Here is a 15802-nt window from a genome sequence, read left to right on the forward strand (position 1 = left end):
CCTTGTTTTATAACCGCACTTTTAGTAAAAGTGCGGTGGATTTTTTGATTATTTTGCTACGAAGCTTAATAATTTACCCGGCACATAAATGACTTTGATTACGTTTAAGCCATCTAAGAATTTTCGTACATTTTCATCTGCTAGAGCAACTTGTTTAATATCTTCTTCACTCATATCAGCAGGAACGGTGATTTTTGCACGAACTTTACCATTCACTTGTACGACGACTAATTTTTCATCATCTATCATTGCTTTTTCATCAGCTTCAACCCATGCCGTAAAATCAATACTGTCAGTATGGCCTAAATCTTTCCATAATTGGAAACAAATATGTGGTGTGATTGGGTAGAGCATACGTACAACTGCACTTAGTGCTTCAGCCATAACCGCACGATCTTGTTCTGTATCCAACGGAGCTCGGGTTAATTTATTCATTAACTCCATAATGGCTGCGATTGCTGTATTGAAAGTTTGACGGCGACCAATGTCATCACTCACTTTAGCAATAGTTTTATGCACATCACGACGTAATGCTTTTTGTGCAGATGAAAGTGCAGCCACATCAATTGCAATGGTCGTTGGTGCTTTGTTATATTCAAACACTAAGTTCCATAAACGACGTAAGAAACGATTAGCTCCTTCTACGCCAGACTCCTGCCATTCAAGGGTCATTTCAGCAGGAGAGGCAAACATCATAAATAAACGCACGGTGTCAGCACCGTATTTCTCTACCATTTCTTGCGGATCGATACCATTATTTTTAGATTTAGACATTTTGGTCATGCCGGCATGAACGAGTTCGTGACCTTCTTCATCTACTGCTTTGATAATGCGGCCTTTTTCATCACGTTGTAAATTAACTTTAGTTGGTGATACCCAAATACGTTCATTAGTTGGGCTGGTGTAATAGAATGCATCTGCTAATACCATACCTTGACAAAGTAATTTTTTAGTGGGTTCATCTGAACTCACAAAACCTGCATCACGTAATAGTTTATGGAAGAAACGGAAATAAAGTAAATGCATAGTTGCATGTTCAATACCACCGATATACTGGTCAACAGGTAGCCAATAATTGGCTTCTTCTTTATCTAACATGCCCTCTTGGAATTGTGGACAGGTATAGCGTGCATAATACCAAGAGGATTCCATGAACGTATCGAAAGTATCAGTTTCTTTTAATGCAGGCTGACCGTTATAAGTTGTTTTTGCCCATTCAGGATCTGCTTTAATTGGACTCTTCACTCCATCCATTACGACATTTTCAGGAAGAATAATTGGTAAATCTTCTTTAGGTACAGGGACGACTTCACCGTTTGGTAAAGTAAGCATTGGGATTGGCGCTCCCCAATAGCGTTGACGAGAAACACCCCAGTCACGTAAGCGGTAGTTCACTTGGCGTTTACCTACGCCCATTTTTTCTAATTTATCAGCAATCCCATTGAATGCAGTATCAAAATCACAGCCATCAAATTCCGCAGAGTTAATCAGTTTACCTGGTTCTGTAAAAGCAGCTTTAGTTAAATCAATTTCTTCACCATTTATAGGTGTAATGACTTGATTAATTGGTAAGCCATATTTGCTAGCAAATTCAAAGTCACGTTGATCGTGGGCAGGCACTGCCATTACCGCACCTGTACCATAGTGCATTAATACGAAATTAGCCACCCAAATTGGCACAAGTTTACCCGTGATCGGGTGAATAGCATTAATGCCTGTCGCCATGCCTTTTTTCTCCATGGTAGCAAGCTCAGCTTCCGCAACTTTGGTGCCTTTACATTCTTGGATAAATGAGGCTAATGCAGGATTATTCTCAGCGGCTTTTTCTGCTAATGGATGACCCGCGGCCACTGCCATATAGCTCACGCCATAGAAAGTATCTGGACGAGTGGTATAGACAGCAACAGTTTCATCGCTATTTTCAATTTTGAAAGTGATCTCTACCCCTTCAGAACGTCCAATCCAGTTACGTTGCATGGTTTTCACCATATCTGGCCATTCTGGTAATGTATCTAAATCCCCTAATAATTGTTCTGCGTAATCAGTAATTTTGATGAACCATTGAGGAATTTCTTTTTGTTCCACTGGCGTATCACAGCGCCAACAACAACCTTCGTGTACTTGTTCGTTAGCAAGTACAGTTTCATCATTCGGACACCAGTTGACGACTGAGGTTTTCTTGTAAACTAAGCCTTTTTTATATAATTCAGTAAAGAACCATTGTTCCCATTTATAGTAATCAGGTTTGCAAGTTGCAATTTCACGATCCCAGTCATAAGAGAAACCTAACATCTTAAGTTGGTTTTTCATGTAATCAATATTTTCATAGGTCCATTTTGCAGGTGCGGTTTTGTTTTTTACAGCTGCACCTTCTGCGGGCAGACCAAAGGCATCCCAACCCACAGGTTGTAATACATTTTTACCATTCATACGTTGATAACGAGACACAACATCAGCAATCGTATAGTTACGCACATGTCCCATGTGTAAACGACCAGATGGGTAAGGGAACATGGAAAGACAGTAGTATTTCTCTTTACTCGTGTCTTTAACTGCTTTAAATGTGTGATTATCCTGCCAATGTTTTTGTACTTCTGCTTCAAGTAGGTCAGGACGATATTGTTCTTGCATAGTATTACCTTAAAACTATTGAAAAATGAACCGCCTTTTGCGGTGAATTTGGAGTTATAAAATTGCCAATAGGATAGCTTAAAATCAGTAAAATTAACAGAATTTTAAGAGAAATTACCGCACTTTTATTATGTCTAAACAAGATTATAAAGGGCAAAAAGTGCGGTAGAAAATTGAAAAATTTGAATTAGATAACTTTGGCAGTATATTTCAATTTTTGAATAGCTTTAATCAGTTGATCATTGCTGACATGGTTGTTTACGATAACCTTAACTATTTTATCTTTCATCGTGGCTTTTGTTGAAATAACCCCGTCAATTGCACGCAATTCTTTATTGACTAAATAAACGCAGAGCTGACAAGTCATTTCATCCACAAATAAAGATACTTCACGCTGTTCTGTCAGCGTTTGTGTAGTTACTGTTTCAGATGCTTGTAATGGCATAACATTTGCTAAGCCCAAAGTTAAAAATAAAATATAAATAAATTTTTTCATGGTGATTCCTATGATTATTCCAAATATTCTAAAATCCAAGGGAGAATAGTCGGATAACAGAGAAAGAAAATAATCACAACAAATACAATCCAGTAGAGAATGATTAAACCTCGACGAGAAATATATTTGCTACAAATCATTTTTTTAGAGAACATTAATAGCCAAAAACCATAGCCAAATGCTACCAATGAAATTATTAGCATAGGAGTACGTAGATATTCATATTGGTTGAGTTTGATTAACCAAGTAGAAGAAATCCCAAAGGCTAAATAAATCAGTGGCGCAATACAGCATAGTGTAGAGGTCACTGCAGCGATAACCGCAGTGACACAAGAGACTATGAATTTATTGTTAGAGTTCTTTAGAAACGAATTCATAACCAAATTCTTTAGCATCATATGAATTAAGTGGATCGCCTCCGATTTCTGCGTAAGGATAACCAAAGTTGTTTAATGGTGTTAGCTCTGGTGTCGGATAAAGCGTGAAATCACGACCATGATTATAACCCATCCAGTTTGCTTCCCAATTACCAAACAAGTATTTGGCTACCGCTTGCGTATCTTTATCTTCAATCGATTTTTTCTCTGTGAGTCGATATTTAGCTACGTCCGCTGAATCTACAGGAACCCATCCAAACCCTGCTAAATAGAATTCAGCACGGCAGTGTTGTCCGCTATTTTCGTTAGCAATTTTATCTTTTGCCCCACCAAATGCAGCTTTTGAATATTCTCCCATTTTTACAGCTTGCCCTAAACGAATACCAAAAACTTCACGAGCAGGAATACCTGATGCACGAGCAAGTGCTACAAAAACAGAATTAATATCAGTACATTTACCTTTTAATACACCTGTTTTTAAGATTTTTTCCACATCACCGTCACCACATCCTAATACAGAATTATCACGCTCCATGTTATTTACGATCCAAGTGTGAATCAATTCAGCTTTTTTCAACGGATTAGTTTCATTACCTACAATTTTTTCGGCAAATTGTTTCACAATTCCATTGGTTTTGATATGTGTCGTTGGTTTCAAATATTCTTGTACATCCACCGAATATTCAATTTTTTCTGGTGCTTGATAGTTGTCTAAAGCGCCTTTAAGCATAGGTTCACGGTCTTTAGTTAAGACTACTAATTTCACCTGAAGATCCCGTTTTTCGGCTTTTTCATCCCAATTTGCAAATAAAGTTTTGGCACCATATTGGTTATTTTCAGTAATGTAAGCTTGTTTGTAATTACCATCAAACTCAATGGTTTTGACTTCTTGATAATCATTAGTGAAAGGGAGTGGAACCCATAATTTAGTTTCACCTTTGGAACCTTGGGGAACAACTAAATTGTAAGTTTGCGTGAATTCGTAAGTATGGGTATTTGTATTGGTTGCTGGAATCGTATTGGCTTGAGTTAAACTCACAGCACAACAAAGTGCGGTTAGTAAGAAGAGTTTTTTCATTGGAAAATCCTTATTAGTAAATAAACAAAACTTGTTATATTTAACGCTCAGAGCTGCAGGCAGAATGAGTTAGCTATAAGAATAACGCAAATTCGAATAAAATCAACTCAATTTATCAGCAATGGCAACGTTCATATAAGGGGACTAGATCACAAATCGTTTGAGTAATAAATTCAACAGCATCTATGTTATTGAGATCTTTTGCTTCGATATTTCGTCCAATACACCAATAATCTTCTTCTGATTGTAAAATAAGCGTCGATGGTGAAAGTTGTTTAACTTGTCGAAAGTCATCATATTCACTTTCATCACAATGCCAAATATCAAAGTTGGAGAATCGTTTAAAATCAAATTGATTAAGCCATTGATTATATTGTTGTAGATTAATTTGTGATCGATCTGCACGATAACAATGCCAATCTAAGCATACTTTTAATCTTCGATGATTTAAAATAACAGAGAAAATGGCAGCAGAGTTTTGATTAAATTCATATTTAAAATAAGCAAAGAAATGTGCTCTCACTTGCCAACCATTACACCATTTCTCAATATGAGGTTCTGCAAAAGGTTGTCCAAGCTGTTGTGATACTTGTAGAATGGTTCGTTTCCAGTCATTCCAAGCTAATTTATAATCTTGTTTTATTTGAGGAATAAGCTCAGGGCAATATTTCTTTAATTGTGAAAATTGAAAGTAAGGAATATTAAATAATTCACAAGATTTAGATGTAAGCATAATATTTTCCTTATTTTAGATATAAAAAAACTAAGCATTACAGTGTAAAGCTTAGTTTATTATGAGCAGAAATTAGAGTGACTTAGTAAAATCTTTTAAAAAGTTTTTAAATTCAGCGCCCAGTCTATCATGGTGAACACCATATTCGATAAAGGCTTTCATATAACCAATTTTATCACCACAATCGAAACTTTCACCTGTCATATGAAAAGCCTCAACAGTTTCTTTTTCAATTAGCATATCAATTGCATCAGTTAATTGGATTTCATCACCGACACCTACAGGTGTTTTTTCCAGTAAGTCCCAAATATTTGCCGAGAATACATAACGACCAACTACGGCAAGATTTGAAGGGGCTTCTTCAGGTTTTGGTTTCTCTACCATGCGAGAAATTTTAGCACTTTCTCCAGCAACAAACTCAACACCATTACAATCAGCCACACCATAACTACTTACATCTTTAGGATCCACTGGCGCCACCATGATTTGACTTGCACCTGTATCATTAAAGCGTTTAATCATAGCTGCTAGGTTTTCTGTTTTTTGGTTTGCTGTAAATTCTGCGAGTAATACATCTGGTAATACTACTGCAAATGGTTCATTACCTACTACTGGGCGACCACATAAAACGGCATGCCCTAATCCTTTAGCATTACCTTGGCGTACATGCATAATGGTAACGTCTTTTGGACAAATAGAACGAACTTCTTCTAATAATTGACGTTTTACACGTTTTTCTAACATGGTTTCAAGCTCAAAAGAGGTATCAAAATGGTTTTCAATAGCATTTTTTGAAGAGTGAGTAACCAATACAATCTCTTTCACACCAGCCGCAATACACTCATTGACCACATATTGGATTAGAGGTTTATCGACCAACGTCAGCATTTCTTTAGGAATAGCTTTTGTAGCGGGTAACATACGGGTTCCAAGGCCCGCAACGGGAATAATAACTTTCATCAGTTTTCCTTCAAATAATAACTCAGCCGCACTTTAACTGTTAATCATAAAGTGCGGTAGACTTTTTACAAATTTTTACAATCTATTGACGAAGAATTGCCAAAATTTCCTTTGTTTTTTCGTCCATTAATTTTTTATCCCCACGTGTTTCTAAATTTAAGCGAACCACAGGTTCGGTATTAGAGCTACGTAAGTTAAAACGCCATGTCGGATATTCGATACTAATACCATCAGTTTCATCTACGCTTATCGCATCTTTTTCATAAGCAGCACGTACACGAGCGATGGAAGCTTTTGCATCGGTTAATTTACTATTAATTTCCCCTGGAGATGGGTAAGTATCAATACTATTGTTGACAAGTTGACCAAGTGATTGACCTGTGGTACTAACCAATTCAATCATTAATAACCATGGAATCATACCGCTATCGCAATAGTTAAAGTCACGGAAATAATGGTGCGCCGACATTTCTCCACCATAGATAGCATCTACAGCACGCATTTTCTCTTTAATGAAAGAGTGACCAGATTTAGACATAATTGCTTCACCGCCATTTTCTTCCACTAATTGAATTGTATTCCAAATTAAACGAGGGTCATAAATAATTTTTGCTCCTTTATTTTTTTGTAAAAATGCTTGGCTTAATAAACCGACAATATAATAACCTTCGATAAATTGTGCGGTTTCATCAAATAGGAAGCAACGATCAAAGTCACCATCAAATGCAATTCCCATATCTGCGTTATTTGCCAATACAGCATCAATTGTATCTTGGCGATTTTCATGCAGTAATGGGTTAGGAATACCATGAGGAAAGCTACCATCTGGATTATTATGTACTTTTATAAAGCTAATAGGAATATTACGAGCTTTAAATTGTGCTTCAATAGCATCAATAACGTGACCTGCGGCACCATTACCCGAGTTGATAACTAATTTCATTGGTTTTAAGCTATCTAAATTAATATAGGATAATAAATGTTCAACATAATCATTTAATACGGATTGTTGTTTGTATATTCCACGTTGGATAACGGGGGAAAAATGATTTTCTTCAGCTAATCGTTGAATATCTGCAAGTCCTGTATCTGCACTAATTGGACGAGAACCTTCGCGTACTAATTTTAAACCATTATAATCCATTGGATTATGGCTGGCAGTGACTTCAATTCCACCATCAGCTTGTAAGAAGGAAGTCGCAAAATAAACTTCTTCTGTACCCACTTCGCCTAAATCAATGACGTTTACACCTGAATCTAATAGTCCATTTGTGACGGCACTTTTTAATTCTTTGCTAGTCAAACGAACATCACCACCTACAACAATGGTTTTTGGTTTTAAAAATTGACCAAAAGCACGACCAATACGATAAACAATGTCAGCATTAAGTTCATCGCCTAAACGACCGCGAATATCATAAGCTTTGAAACATGTTAATTTAGTCATAACTTCTCCTACTAGACTGTCTAAGCATTTTTATCATCTTCAACTTCAACTGCTTGTTTGATTCGTTGGTAAATTTCCTCACGGTGTACTGAGACATCTTTGGGAGCATTCACCCCAATTTTTACTTGGTTCCCACGAACATTTAAAATTGTGATAGATATATCATCGCCGATGAGTAAGCTCTCGCCAACTTTACGGGTTAATATTAGCATACAGACCTCCTCATCTATTAATATCCCTATTTGTGTCTGTAATATCCTTATTATTGATTAAAATATAGCGCTCACTACACAGATATTAGGTAGTGAGCTATTCCATTAAAAGTGATATTAATCTAAAGTAATTATAAGTTGGCATTTAACCAATTTGAGCATGCGGTTAGGGCTGCATTAATATTCTCTGGTTGAGAACCGCCAGCCATTGCCATGTCTGGACGACCACCGCCTTTACCTCCAACTTGTTGTGCCATAAGGTTAACAAGTTCGCCCGCTTTTACTTTTGCCGTTAAATCTGTAGTCACTCCAACAATGAGATTTACTTTATCTTCAATCACAGAGGCAAATACAATGACCCCTGAACCGAGTTGGTTTTTCAGATCATCAACCATAACACGTAGTGATTTGGCTTCAATACCATCTAGTTGTTGGATAATTACGGAAATATCGTTAATTTTAACCGCACTTTTTACTAGATCAGAGCCAGTTTGCATCGCCACTTTTTCTTTTAATTGTTGTAATTCTTTTTCAGTTTTTTTAGCTTTATCTTGAAGTTGTTGAATTTTTTCGATAAGCGATGAGGCATCTGATTTTAATAGTTCAGCGCTTTGGTTAATAATATTTTGTTGTTCGTATAACCAATTCATTGCATTTTCTGCTGTGACTGCCTCAATGCGACGAATTCCCGCAGCAACGGCCCCCTCAGAAATGATTTTGAATAATCCAATATCGCCAGTTCGTTGCACGTGAGTACCACCACAAAGCTCAATTGAGAAGTCTGTCATACCGACAACACGTACAATATCACCATATTTTTCACCAAATAATGCCATTGCCCCTTTTTGTTTTGCCGATTCGATATCCATAATATCCGTTGTGACTAGATCATTGTTACGAATTTGACGATTGACAAGGCGTTCAATTTCAGTGAGTTGTGTCTTGCTAATAGGCTCAGGTTGAATAAAATCGAATCGTAATGCACTATCTGATACTAGAGAACCTTTTTGAGCAACATGATCACCTAATACTTCACGTAAGGCTGCGTGTAATAAGTGAGTTGCACTGTGGTTTGCGGTGATAGCTTTGCGACGTTCAGTATCTACTTGAGCAGAAACGATTTCACCTACAGATAATTCACCTGATTGTAATTGACCAATATGACCAAAAACTTGACCATATTTTTGTGTATCGTTTATACGGAATGAAGCTAAATCTGTTGATATATAACCAGTATCACCAATTTGACCACCAGATTCTCCATAGAATGGAGTACGATCTAGAATAATCACTGCATTTTCGCCAGACTGAATAGAATCTACTGATTTTCCATCAGCAAATAAGGCAACGACTTTGGCTTCTGACAAAGAGGTTGTTTCGTAACCTTTAAATTCGGTTTTACCATCAACTTTGATCAGATTATTATAATCTACATTAAAGTTACTATTTGCTTGAGCACGAGCACGTTGTGCTTGCATCTCGCGATCAAAACCTTCTTCATCAATAGCAATATTACGTTCACGACATACATCTGCGGTTAAATCCAATGGAAAGCCATAGGTATCATATAATTTAAACGCAACATCTCCTGATAGCATATTATTTTTCACTTGTGTTAATGCATCATCAAGAAGGCTTAAACCACGTTCTAATGTACGAGCAAATTGTTCTTCTTCCGCTTTTAGAGTTTTCTCAATTAACGCTTGTTTTTCCGTAATGATTTCACCAGCATGGCCCATTACTTGGGCAAGTGTTGGCACTAGTTTATAGAAAAAGGAATTTTGTGCACCTAATAAGTGACCGTGACGTACGGCACGACGGATGATACGACGCAATACATAACCACGGCCTTCATTCGAAGGAATCACTCCATCAGCAATTAAGTAAGCACAAGAACGAATATGGTCAGCAATGACTCGTAGAGATTTATTATCTAAATCTTTAGTGCCAATAATTTCAGCCGTCTTTTTAATTAAAGTTTGGAAAATATCAATTTCATAGTTTGAGTTAACATGTTGTAAAACCGCTGTCATGCGTTCTAGCCCCATACCTGTATCAACCGAAGGTTTAGGTAATGGTTCCATTGTGCCATCAACAAGACGATTAAATTGCATGAAAACAATATTCCATACTTCAATATAGCGGTCTCCATCTTCTTCAGGTGAACCTGGTAAACCTCCCCAAATATGGTCGCCATGATCATAGAAAATTTCAGTACAAGGTCCACAAGGGCCAGTATCGCCCATTGCCCAAAAGTTATCTGAAGCGTAAGGAGCACCTTTGTTGTCGCCAATACGGATAATATGTTCAGCAGGCACGCCTACTTGTTGATTCCAAATGTTATAAGCTTCATCATCGGTTTCATAAACAGTAACATATAGTTTTTCTTTTGGTAAGCCTAGCCATTGTGGTCCAGTTAGATATTCCCAAGCAAAATGAATCGCATCATGTTTGAAATAATCTCCAAAACTAAAATTACCCATCATTTCAAAAAAAGTATGGTGGCGAGCAGTATAGCCAACATTTTCTAAGTCATTATGTTTACCACCTGCACGCACACAACGTTGAGCAGTAGTTGCACGACTATAAGAGCGTTTATCCATGCCGAGGAAAACATCTTTGAATTGGTTCATACCTGCATTGGTAAACAGAAGGGTAGGATCATTATGGGGAACGAGAGAGCTACTCTCAACAACTTGGTGACCTTTACTATGAAAAAAATCTAAAAATGATTGTCTGATTTGAGCTGTTGTTTTCATTTATAAACCTTGCTGGTTTTACTTTGTTTATTAATATGCTGTATTGTTACACATTTTTAGAATTTATAGAACGCCTTTTTGAGGAATTTCAGGGATTGGTGACATCTATAAATAAAAAAATAAACCGCACTAACAATAGAAATTGAAAGTGCGGTTCAAAATTTAAAAATTTTATATAAACTAATCTTCGTCGCGTAATGGTACGACTAGCATATCAATTTTAATACTGTTCATTAGTTGGCGAGTAGATGACATTAACTTACTCCAAAAGTCTTGATGATGACCTGTAACTAATAAATCTACCTCATATTTTTCAACAGCATCTGAAAGTACTTGACCTAAGTCGCCACTGCCACTGAGTTTTTCTGCAACAGGATAACCAACATGCTCAGCAAGTTCCATGAGTGCTTGCTGAGTTTCTGTGGAAATACGATCTTGCATGGAAGACATATTTACATCAATTAGCCCAGTATAAAGATCCGAGAAATTGACATCCACATGGATAATTGAAAGTTTCGCATCATGTCTTTTGGCAACTTCTGCTGCTTTTTTTAAAATCATGTTACTTTCATCAGAAAGATCAACTGCTACTAATACATGTTTATACATAATCTACTCCTTTTCATTTCAGGTTAAATTAATTTGTTATCAATATATTAACATTAGTTTTAAGTAAAAAATTTGCACTAGATCACGTTTTAAAAATTTTTTATTTTTCCTTTATTTATCCTAAATAAAAGTCCTTATGATATGATATTTTCAAGCATAAATAAGAGCATAGTCAGGAATAACACATGGCGCAAGATATTCAAAATTTAAAACAGATTGTAGCAAAGCTTCGTGATCCAAATGGAGGCTGTCCTTGGGATCTTAAACAAAACTATGACACCATGATCCCTTGTTTAATTGAAGAAAGCTACGAAGTCATTGAAGCTATTCGTCAGAAAAATACTGTAGACTTGCGTGAAGAATTAGGTGATTTATTAATGCAAGTGGTCTTTCTTAGTCAATTAGCTTCAGAAGAAAATAAATTTACCTTAGAAGATGTGATTAATGATATTTGTAATAAATTAGTTTATCGACATCCTCATGTGTTTGGCGATAAATCTGCGAGTAATGAACAAGAAGCCTTGCAAAACTGGAATATGATGAAAGCGCAAGAGGCTAAAAATCAGGCTCATACATCTATTTTAGATAATGTGCCATTTTCTTTTCCTGCACTGTTAAGAGCGGAAAAATTACAGAAAAAATGTTCAAAGGTTGGATTTGATTGGAATGAATTACTCCCTGTGATTGAAAAAGTAGAAGAAGAGTTACAAGAAGTCAAACAAGAGCTCAATAAAAAAGCACCTAGTCAAGAAAAAATTGAAGAGGAAGTAGGGGATTTATTTTTTGCGACAGTTAATTTAAGCCGTCATCTAAAAGTACAAGCAGAAGAAAGCTTACGCAAGGCTAATCATAAATTTGAACGTCGATTTAGAGCATTAGAAACCAAATTGCAAATACAAAATAAGTCTTTTGAAGATACCACATTAGCTGAAATGGACATGTTGTGGGATGAAGTTAAAAAGCAGGAAAGTCAGGAATAAAAAAGGCGATTAAAGTTAATCGCCTAAAATTATTTAAGTTGTTATTAGAAAGAGTCTTTTAGGCGTTCATCTGCACGACGAGCTTCACCTTTATGTTGTAATTTATTTAATTGTCTTTCTAATTTTTCTTCTACATCATTAATTGCTTTATACATATCATCAGCTTGAGCACTAGCAAATAAGTTGCCTGAAGGTGTAGTAATAGATGCTTCTACGCCAAAGCCTTGGGGTAACTTACTTAATATGAAATGAGGATTAATTAATTGGGTTTGCCATTTTTCTAATTTAGCAAGTCTCTCCTCAATATGTGAGCGAATAGCAGGGGTGATGTCCATTTGTTTACTTGTAATATTAAGTGTCATAGCATTTACCTCTTTCTATGAAATGATGAGTTTGATAACTCGATTAGAAACCTTAATTACAAAATAACGACCTCTATATAACTTTTCAAGTAGTTTATCGGGAATACCTGTAGAAAGTTTTAAAAATATGATCTAGGTAGAAAATTTACAAAAAAGTAGTTTTTTTATTTAAGAAAGTTGCTATTATTGAACAGTTACATGGGCATAATATGTTGTACATATTATGCCCATTTTTTTATTTAAAGATTAGCTGTTTGAGGGATGGCATCGTTTTCTTCATCACGATCATGATGATCTTGTTTTAAGCGTACAAAGTAATCTTTTGTTTCTTCAATGACCACTTTACGTAAACCAATTAAAGCAATTAAATTAGGGAACGCCATTAAACCATTTACGATATCGGCGAGGATCCAAATAAGATTTAAATGTAAGAATGAACCAGCACCCACTAAAATAATAAATGTTAAACGATATAATTTAATGCCTCGAATACCCACTAAATAAACAAAGCAACGCTCACCATAGTAACACCAACCTAAAATTGTCGTGAAGGCGAAAAAGAGTAACCCAATAGTTACAATAGTTGCTCCAACAGAAGTGCCTAGACCTTGAGCAAAAGCAAGATTAGTCGCAACGGCACCAGCGACATCTGGGTTTTGCCATGTACCAGTAAGCACTAATACAATACCCGTCATAGTACATACAATGATAGTATCAAGGAATGTTCCCGTCATGGAAATTAAACCTTGTCGAGCTGGCTCTTTTGTTTGTGCAGCTGCCGCAGCAATTGGTGCGCTACCTAACCCTGATTCATTTGAGAAAATACCACGAGCCACCCCAGATTGAATAGCTTTCATTACTGTGAAGCCTAATGCACCGCCGATAGCTGATTGAGGATCAAATGCACTGTGGATAATTAAACCTAATGCATCTGGTACTCGATCCCAATTAAGCACAAGAATAACAACGGATGTAGCCACATAAAGAATAGCCATAAATGGCACGATAACAGAAGATGCAATGGCTATACGTTTTACTCCACCTAAGATAATAAGGGCAACTAGTACGGTAATAATAACTGCGGTAATAATCACTGGAATATTAAAAGTATCTTGCATTGCTTGGGTAATTGCATTGACTTGAGGGAAGGTACCAATTCCAAAGAAAGCCACTAGAATTCCAAATACGGCAAATAGTTGAGCTAGCCATTTAATGCCTAAGCCACGTTCAATGTAATACATTGGACCACCCGCCATAAAGCCATTTTTATCGCGAACACGATATTTTACTGCGAGCAAACATTCTGCATATTTAGTTGCCATACCTAATAAGGCTACCAACCACATCCAGAAAATAGCCCCGGGGCCCCCAGCTTGAACAGCGGTAGCAACCCCTACAATATTTCCTGTACCAATTGTTGCTGCGAGAGCCGTACAAAGTGCGGCAAAAGCAGATACATCGCCTTTGTCTTTACCTACGTTATCTTTTTTGAAAAGATAAGCTAATGCACGGGGGAGATGAATAATCTGGATAAAACCTAAACGCAAGGTTAAATATAAACCTGTACCAGAAAGTAAAATAAGAAGTGGTGGACCCCAAATAAAAGAGTCTATGGTATTTAAAATCGCTTCGAACGACATATTGATTCCTCGTAAATTTAAAAATTCTACAAGGAGGCGAAAAGAATATAGTGATAAAAAAGAAATGCGCTCAATGATTGAGTGATTAGCTTCAACCGAAATATCTCTTGCCCCTGTCCTTTTGCCTGAGCGTTTCAAGATATCGGTAAAATTTTTGAATTTTAGACCGCACTTTTGCGCCTTCGGCGTCCATTTTGTGCTATGCACATTGGATCTCTCCAAGGGTTCGTCCAGTAACAGTCCCTGCGAAATATCGCGCCTGAAAGATTTTACATCGTCGGCGTAGAGTCAATTCTCTACTCTCCAGCTACCTTCATCCGAACTTATCTTTTATTTGATTAAAAATAAAAGTGCGGTCGATTTTAGCATAAATTATTAAAATCTCAACCGCACTTTAAGGGAAAATATAATTTATTGATGATCTCGTTGCCATTTAAGGGCAATATAGCTACAACTTGGAATAAGTTTTAATTGTTTTTCATCAATAAATTGGACTAGCGCTTGATAAAGTTTATCAGCCATACCTTGTCCACGAAATTGGCTAGAGACAAATGTATGGTTAGCATTAATGGTCTTATCATCAGTATAAAAATAAGTGAGATGTGCAATTTTTTCACCCTCTTCAGATAAGATAAAAAATTCACCTTGTTGATCTTGTTCTTGATGCTGAATATTTATCATTTAGTGTTTTGCCCAATCATCATGTTCATTTGGATCCATTGCAAAATCAGCTGTTTCACAGGGAATTGATTTCTCTTCGTCAGCCCATTCACCTAAATCAATAAGTTGGCAACGCTTGCTACAAAATGGGCGATAGGGACTTTCAGGGGACCAAATGACTTGTTTTTTGCAAATAGGGCAATTCACACTAAAAGTTTCATTATCTTTCATGATTATTGTTTTCTTTTTGTTTGGCTAATTGTAAATATTGATAATGTAATTCTAGCACTTTTTGCTTGATTTGGTCTAAGGTTTCAGAGAGTTCTCCATCATTATTAATGATATCATCTGCCACGGCTAAACGCTCTGCTCGACTAACTTGAGAGTCCATAATATGTTGAATGAGTTCCCTTTTATTTTGATCTCTTTTACTTGCACGAATGAGTTGAGTTTCAGGCATGACATCAACAATCAAAATACGATCACACATTGAGGTTAAATTATTTTCAATCAGAAGTGGCACCACAAAAAGTACATAAGGTGTTTGTTGAGGGTTAATTTGACGAAGCATTTCATTTCGAATTGCGGGATGCAATAATGCATTGAGCCAAGTTTTTTCTTCAGGTTGATTAAAAATGATTTCTCGTAATAATGGGCGGTTTAATGTTTTTGTGTCAGTTAGTATTTGTTCACCAAAATGTTCTACGATTTTAGCAAGTAATGGTGTTCCTTTTTCAACTACCTGACGAGCGATAATATCAGCATCGACCACAAGTACGCCTAATTCTACAAAAAGATCGGCAATAGTGCTTTTACCACTGCCAATACCACCAGTTAAACCTACTACATAAGCCATAA

General features: G+C 36.4%; 17 protein-coding genes and 1 riboswitch. Of the genes, 1 reads left to right on the plus strand and 16 read right to left on the minus strand.

Annotation, left to right across the window (positions count from 1 at the left end; translation table 11 throughout):
- Positions 1 to 48: 48 nt before the first annotated feature.
- From leuS to uspA, 11 genes are all read right to left on the minus strand, one after another.
- On the minus strand, positions 49 to 2631 hold the full coding sequence (gene leuS, locus BN1226_RS04055; RefSeq protein WP_044470104.1) for a leucine--tRNA ligase: 2583 nt from the start codon (positions 2629 to 2631) through the stop codon (positions 49 to 51).
- Between the two features lie 4 nt (positions 2632 to 2635).
- Positions 2636 to 2788, minus strand: coding sequence for a hypothetical protein (locus BN1226_RS10965; RefSeq protein ID WP_156149889.1), 153 nt, complete (start codon positions 2786 to 2788; stop codon positions 2636 to 2638).
- A 30-nt stretch (positions 2789 to 2818) separates the two neighbouring features.
- The gene (locus BN1226_RS04060; protein WP_044470105.1) at positions 2819 to 3127 is read right to left on the minus strand and encodes a heavy-metal-associated domain-containing protein; all 309 of its coding nucleotides are present in this window, start codon (positions 3125 to 3127) and stop codon (positions 2819 to 2821) included.
- A gap of 14 nt (positions 3128 to 3141) precedes the next feature.
- On the minus strand, positions 3142 to 3504 hold the full coding sequence (locus tag BN1226_RS04065; RefSeq protein ID WP_044470106.1) for a mercuric transporter MerT family protein: 363 nt from the start codon (positions 3502 to 3504) through the stop codon (positions 3142 to 3144).
- Positions 3479 to 4582: a transglutaminase-like domain-containing protein gene (locus BN1226_RS04070; protein WP_044470107.1), complete on the minus strand. Its 1104-nt coding sequence runs from the start codon at positions 4580 to 4582 to the stop codon at positions 3479 to 3481. The genes BN1226_RS04065 and BN1226_RS04070 overlap by 26 nt, the downstream gene beginning before the upstream one ends.
- Before the next feature lie 115 nt (positions 4583 to 4697).
- Positions 4698 to 5315: an HI_0552 family protein gene (locus BN1226_RS04075; RefSeq protein ID WP_044470108.1), complete on the minus strand. Its 618-nt coding sequence runs from the start codon at positions 5313 to 5315 to the stop codon at positions 4698 to 4700.
- A gap of 72 nt (positions 5316 to 5387) precedes the next feature.
- Positions 5388 to 6275: a UTP--glucose-1-phosphate uridylyltransferase GalU gene (gene galU, locus BN1226_RS04080; protein WP_005761754.1), complete on the minus strand. Its 888-nt coding sequence runs from the start codon at positions 6273 to 6275 to the stop codon at positions 5388 to 5390.
- An 82-nt stretch (positions 6276 to 6357) separates the two neighbouring features.
- A complete protein-coding gene (locus BN1226_RS04085; RefSeq protein WP_044470109.1) occupies positions 6358 to 7722 on the minus strand; it encodes a phosphohexomutase domain-containing protein in 1365 nt (454 codons plus the stop codon).
- Positions 7723 to 7742: 20 nt separating this feature from the next.
- Positions 7743 to 7934, minus strand: coding sequence for a carbon storage regulator CsrA (csrA, locus tag BN1226_RS04090; RefSeq protein WP_044470110.1), 192 nt, complete (start codon positions 7932 to 7934; stop codon positions 7743 to 7745).
- Between the two features lie 131 nt (positions 7935 to 8065).
- Positions 8066 to 10693 carry an alanine--tRNA ligase gene (gene alaS / locus BN1226_RS04095; RefSeq protein ID WP_044470111.1) on the minus strand — a complete coding sequence of 876 codons (2628 nt, stop codon included), beginning with the start codon at positions 10691 to 10693 and terminating at the stop codon, positions 8066 to 8068.
- Positions 10694 to 10873: 180 nt separating this feature from the next.
- Positions 10874 to 11302 carry a universal stress protein UspA gene (gene uspA / locus BN1226_RS04100; protein WP_005761707.1) on the minus strand — a complete coding sequence of 143 codons (429 nt, stop codon included), beginning with the start codon at positions 11300 to 11302 and terminating at the stop codon, positions 10874 to 10876.
- 185 nt (positions 11303 to 11487) lie between these two features.
- On the opposite strand from uspA, the gene mazG reads away from it, so the two are divergent.
- A complete protein-coding gene (mazG, locus tag BN1226_RS04105) occupies positions 11488 to 12282 on the plus strand; it encodes a nucleoside triphosphate pyrophosphohydrolase (RefSeq protein WP_044470112.1) in 795 nt (264 codons plus the stop codon).
- 44 nt (positions 12283 to 12326) lie between these two features.
- Here mazG and raiA read toward each other — a convergent pair whose 3' ends face one another.
- The 5 genes from raiA to coaE form a co-directional block, all read right to left on the minus strand.
- Positions 12327 to 12644 carry a ribosome-associated translation inhibitor RaiA gene (gene raiA, locus BN1226_RS04110; protein WP_044470113.1) on the minus strand — a complete coding sequence of 106 codons (318 nt, stop codon included), beginning with the start codon at positions 12642 to 12644 and terminating at the stop codon, positions 12327 to 12329.
- 239 nt (positions 12645 to 12883) lie between these two features.
- Complete coding sequence (locus BN1226_RS04115; protein WP_044470114.1) at positions 12884 to 14284, minus strand: alanine/glycine:cation symporter family protein; 1401 nt, start codon at positions 14282 to 14284, stop codon at positions 12884 to 12886.
- Between the two features lie 103 nt (positions 14285 to 14387).
- Positions 14388 to 14516, minus strand: a riboswitch (glycine riboswitch).
- 179 nt (positions 14517 to 14695) lie between these two features.
- A complete protein-coding gene (locus BN1226_RS04120; RefSeq protein WP_044470229.1) occupies positions 14696 to 14962 on the minus strand; it encodes a GNAT family N-acetyltransferase in 267 nt (88 codons plus the stop codon).
- Positions 14963 to 14965: 3 nt separating this feature from the next.
- Complete coding sequence (gene yacG, locus BN1226_RS04125) at positions 14966 to 15175, minus strand: DNA gyrase inhibitor YacG (RefSeq protein ID WP_044470115.1); 210 nt, start codon at positions 15173 to 15175, stop codon at positions 14966 to 14968.
- The gene (coaE, locus tag BN1226_RS04130; protein WP_044470116.1) at positions 15165 to 15800 is read right to left on the minus strand and encodes a dephospho-CoA kinase; all 636 of its coding nucleotides are present in this window, start codon (positions 15798 to 15800) and stop codon (positions 15165 to 15167) included. The genes yacG and coaE overlap by 11 nt, the downstream gene beginning before the upstream one ends.
- Positions 15801 to 15802: the final 2 nt, after the last annotated feature.

The sequence above is a fragment of the Mannheimia massilioguelmaensis genome, from assembly GCF_000940515.1.
Classification (GTDB): domain Bacteria; phylum Pseudomonadota; class Gammaproteobacteria; order Enterobacterales; family Pasteurellaceae; genus Basfia; species Basfia bettyae.

Coding starts and splice junctions, on each gene's coding strand:
- leuS (WP_044470104.1), bottom strand. CDS start 2,631: ATGCAAGAACAATATCGTCCTGACCTACTTGAAGCAGAAGTACAAAAA.
- BN1226_RS04060 (WP_044470105.1), bottom strand. CDS start 3,127: ATGAAAAAATTTATTTATATTTTATTTTTAACTTTGGGCTTAGCAAAT.
- BN1226_RS04065 (WP_044470106.1), bottom strand. CDS start 3,504: ATGAATTCGTTTCTAAAGAACTCTAACAATAAATTCATAGTCTCTTGT.
- BN1226_RS04070 (WP_044470107.1), bottom strand. CDS start 4,582: ATGAAAAAACTCTTCTTACTAACCGCACTTTGTTGTGCTGTGAGTTTA.
- BN1226_RS04075 (WP_044470108.1), bottom strand. CDS start 5,315: ATGCTTACATCTAAATCTTGTGAATTATTTAATATTCCTTACTTTCAA.
- galU (WP_005761754.1), bottom strand. CDS start 6,275: ATGAAAGTTATTATTCCCGTTGCGGGCCTTGGAACCCGTATGTTACCC.
- BN1226_RS04085 (WP_044470109.1), bottom strand. CDS start 7,722: ATGACTAAATTAACATGTTTCAAAGCTTATGATATTCGCGGTCGTTTA.
- csrA (WP_044470110.1), bottom strand. CDS start 7,934: ATGCTAATATTAACCCGTAAAGTTGGCGAGAGCTTACTCATCGGCGAT.
- alaS (WP_044470111.1), bottom strand. CDS start 10,693: ATGAAAACAACAGCTCAAATCAGACAATCATTTTTAGATTTTTTTCAT.
- uspA (WP_005761707.1), bottom strand. CDS start 11,302: ATGTATAAACATGTATTAGTAGCAGTTGATCTTTCTGATGAAAGTAAC.
- mazG (WP_044470112.1), top strand. CDS start 11,488: ATGGCGCAAGATATTCAAAATTTAAAACAGATTGTAGCAAAGCTTCGT.
- raiA (WP_044470113.1), bottom strand. CDS start 12,644: ATGACACTTAATATTACAAGTAAACAAATGGACATCACCCCTGCTATT.
- BN1226_RS04115 (WP_044470114.1), bottom strand. CDS start 14,284: ATGTCGTTCGAAGCGATTTTAAATACCATAGACTCTTTTATTTGGGGT.
- yacG (WP_044470115.1), bottom strand. CDS start 15,175: ATGAAAGATAATGAAACTTTTAGTGTGAATTGCCCTATTTGCAAAAAA.
- coaE (WP_044470116.1), bottom strand. CDS start 15,800: ATGGCTTATGTAGTAGGTTTAACTGGTGGTATTGGCAGTGGTAAAAGC.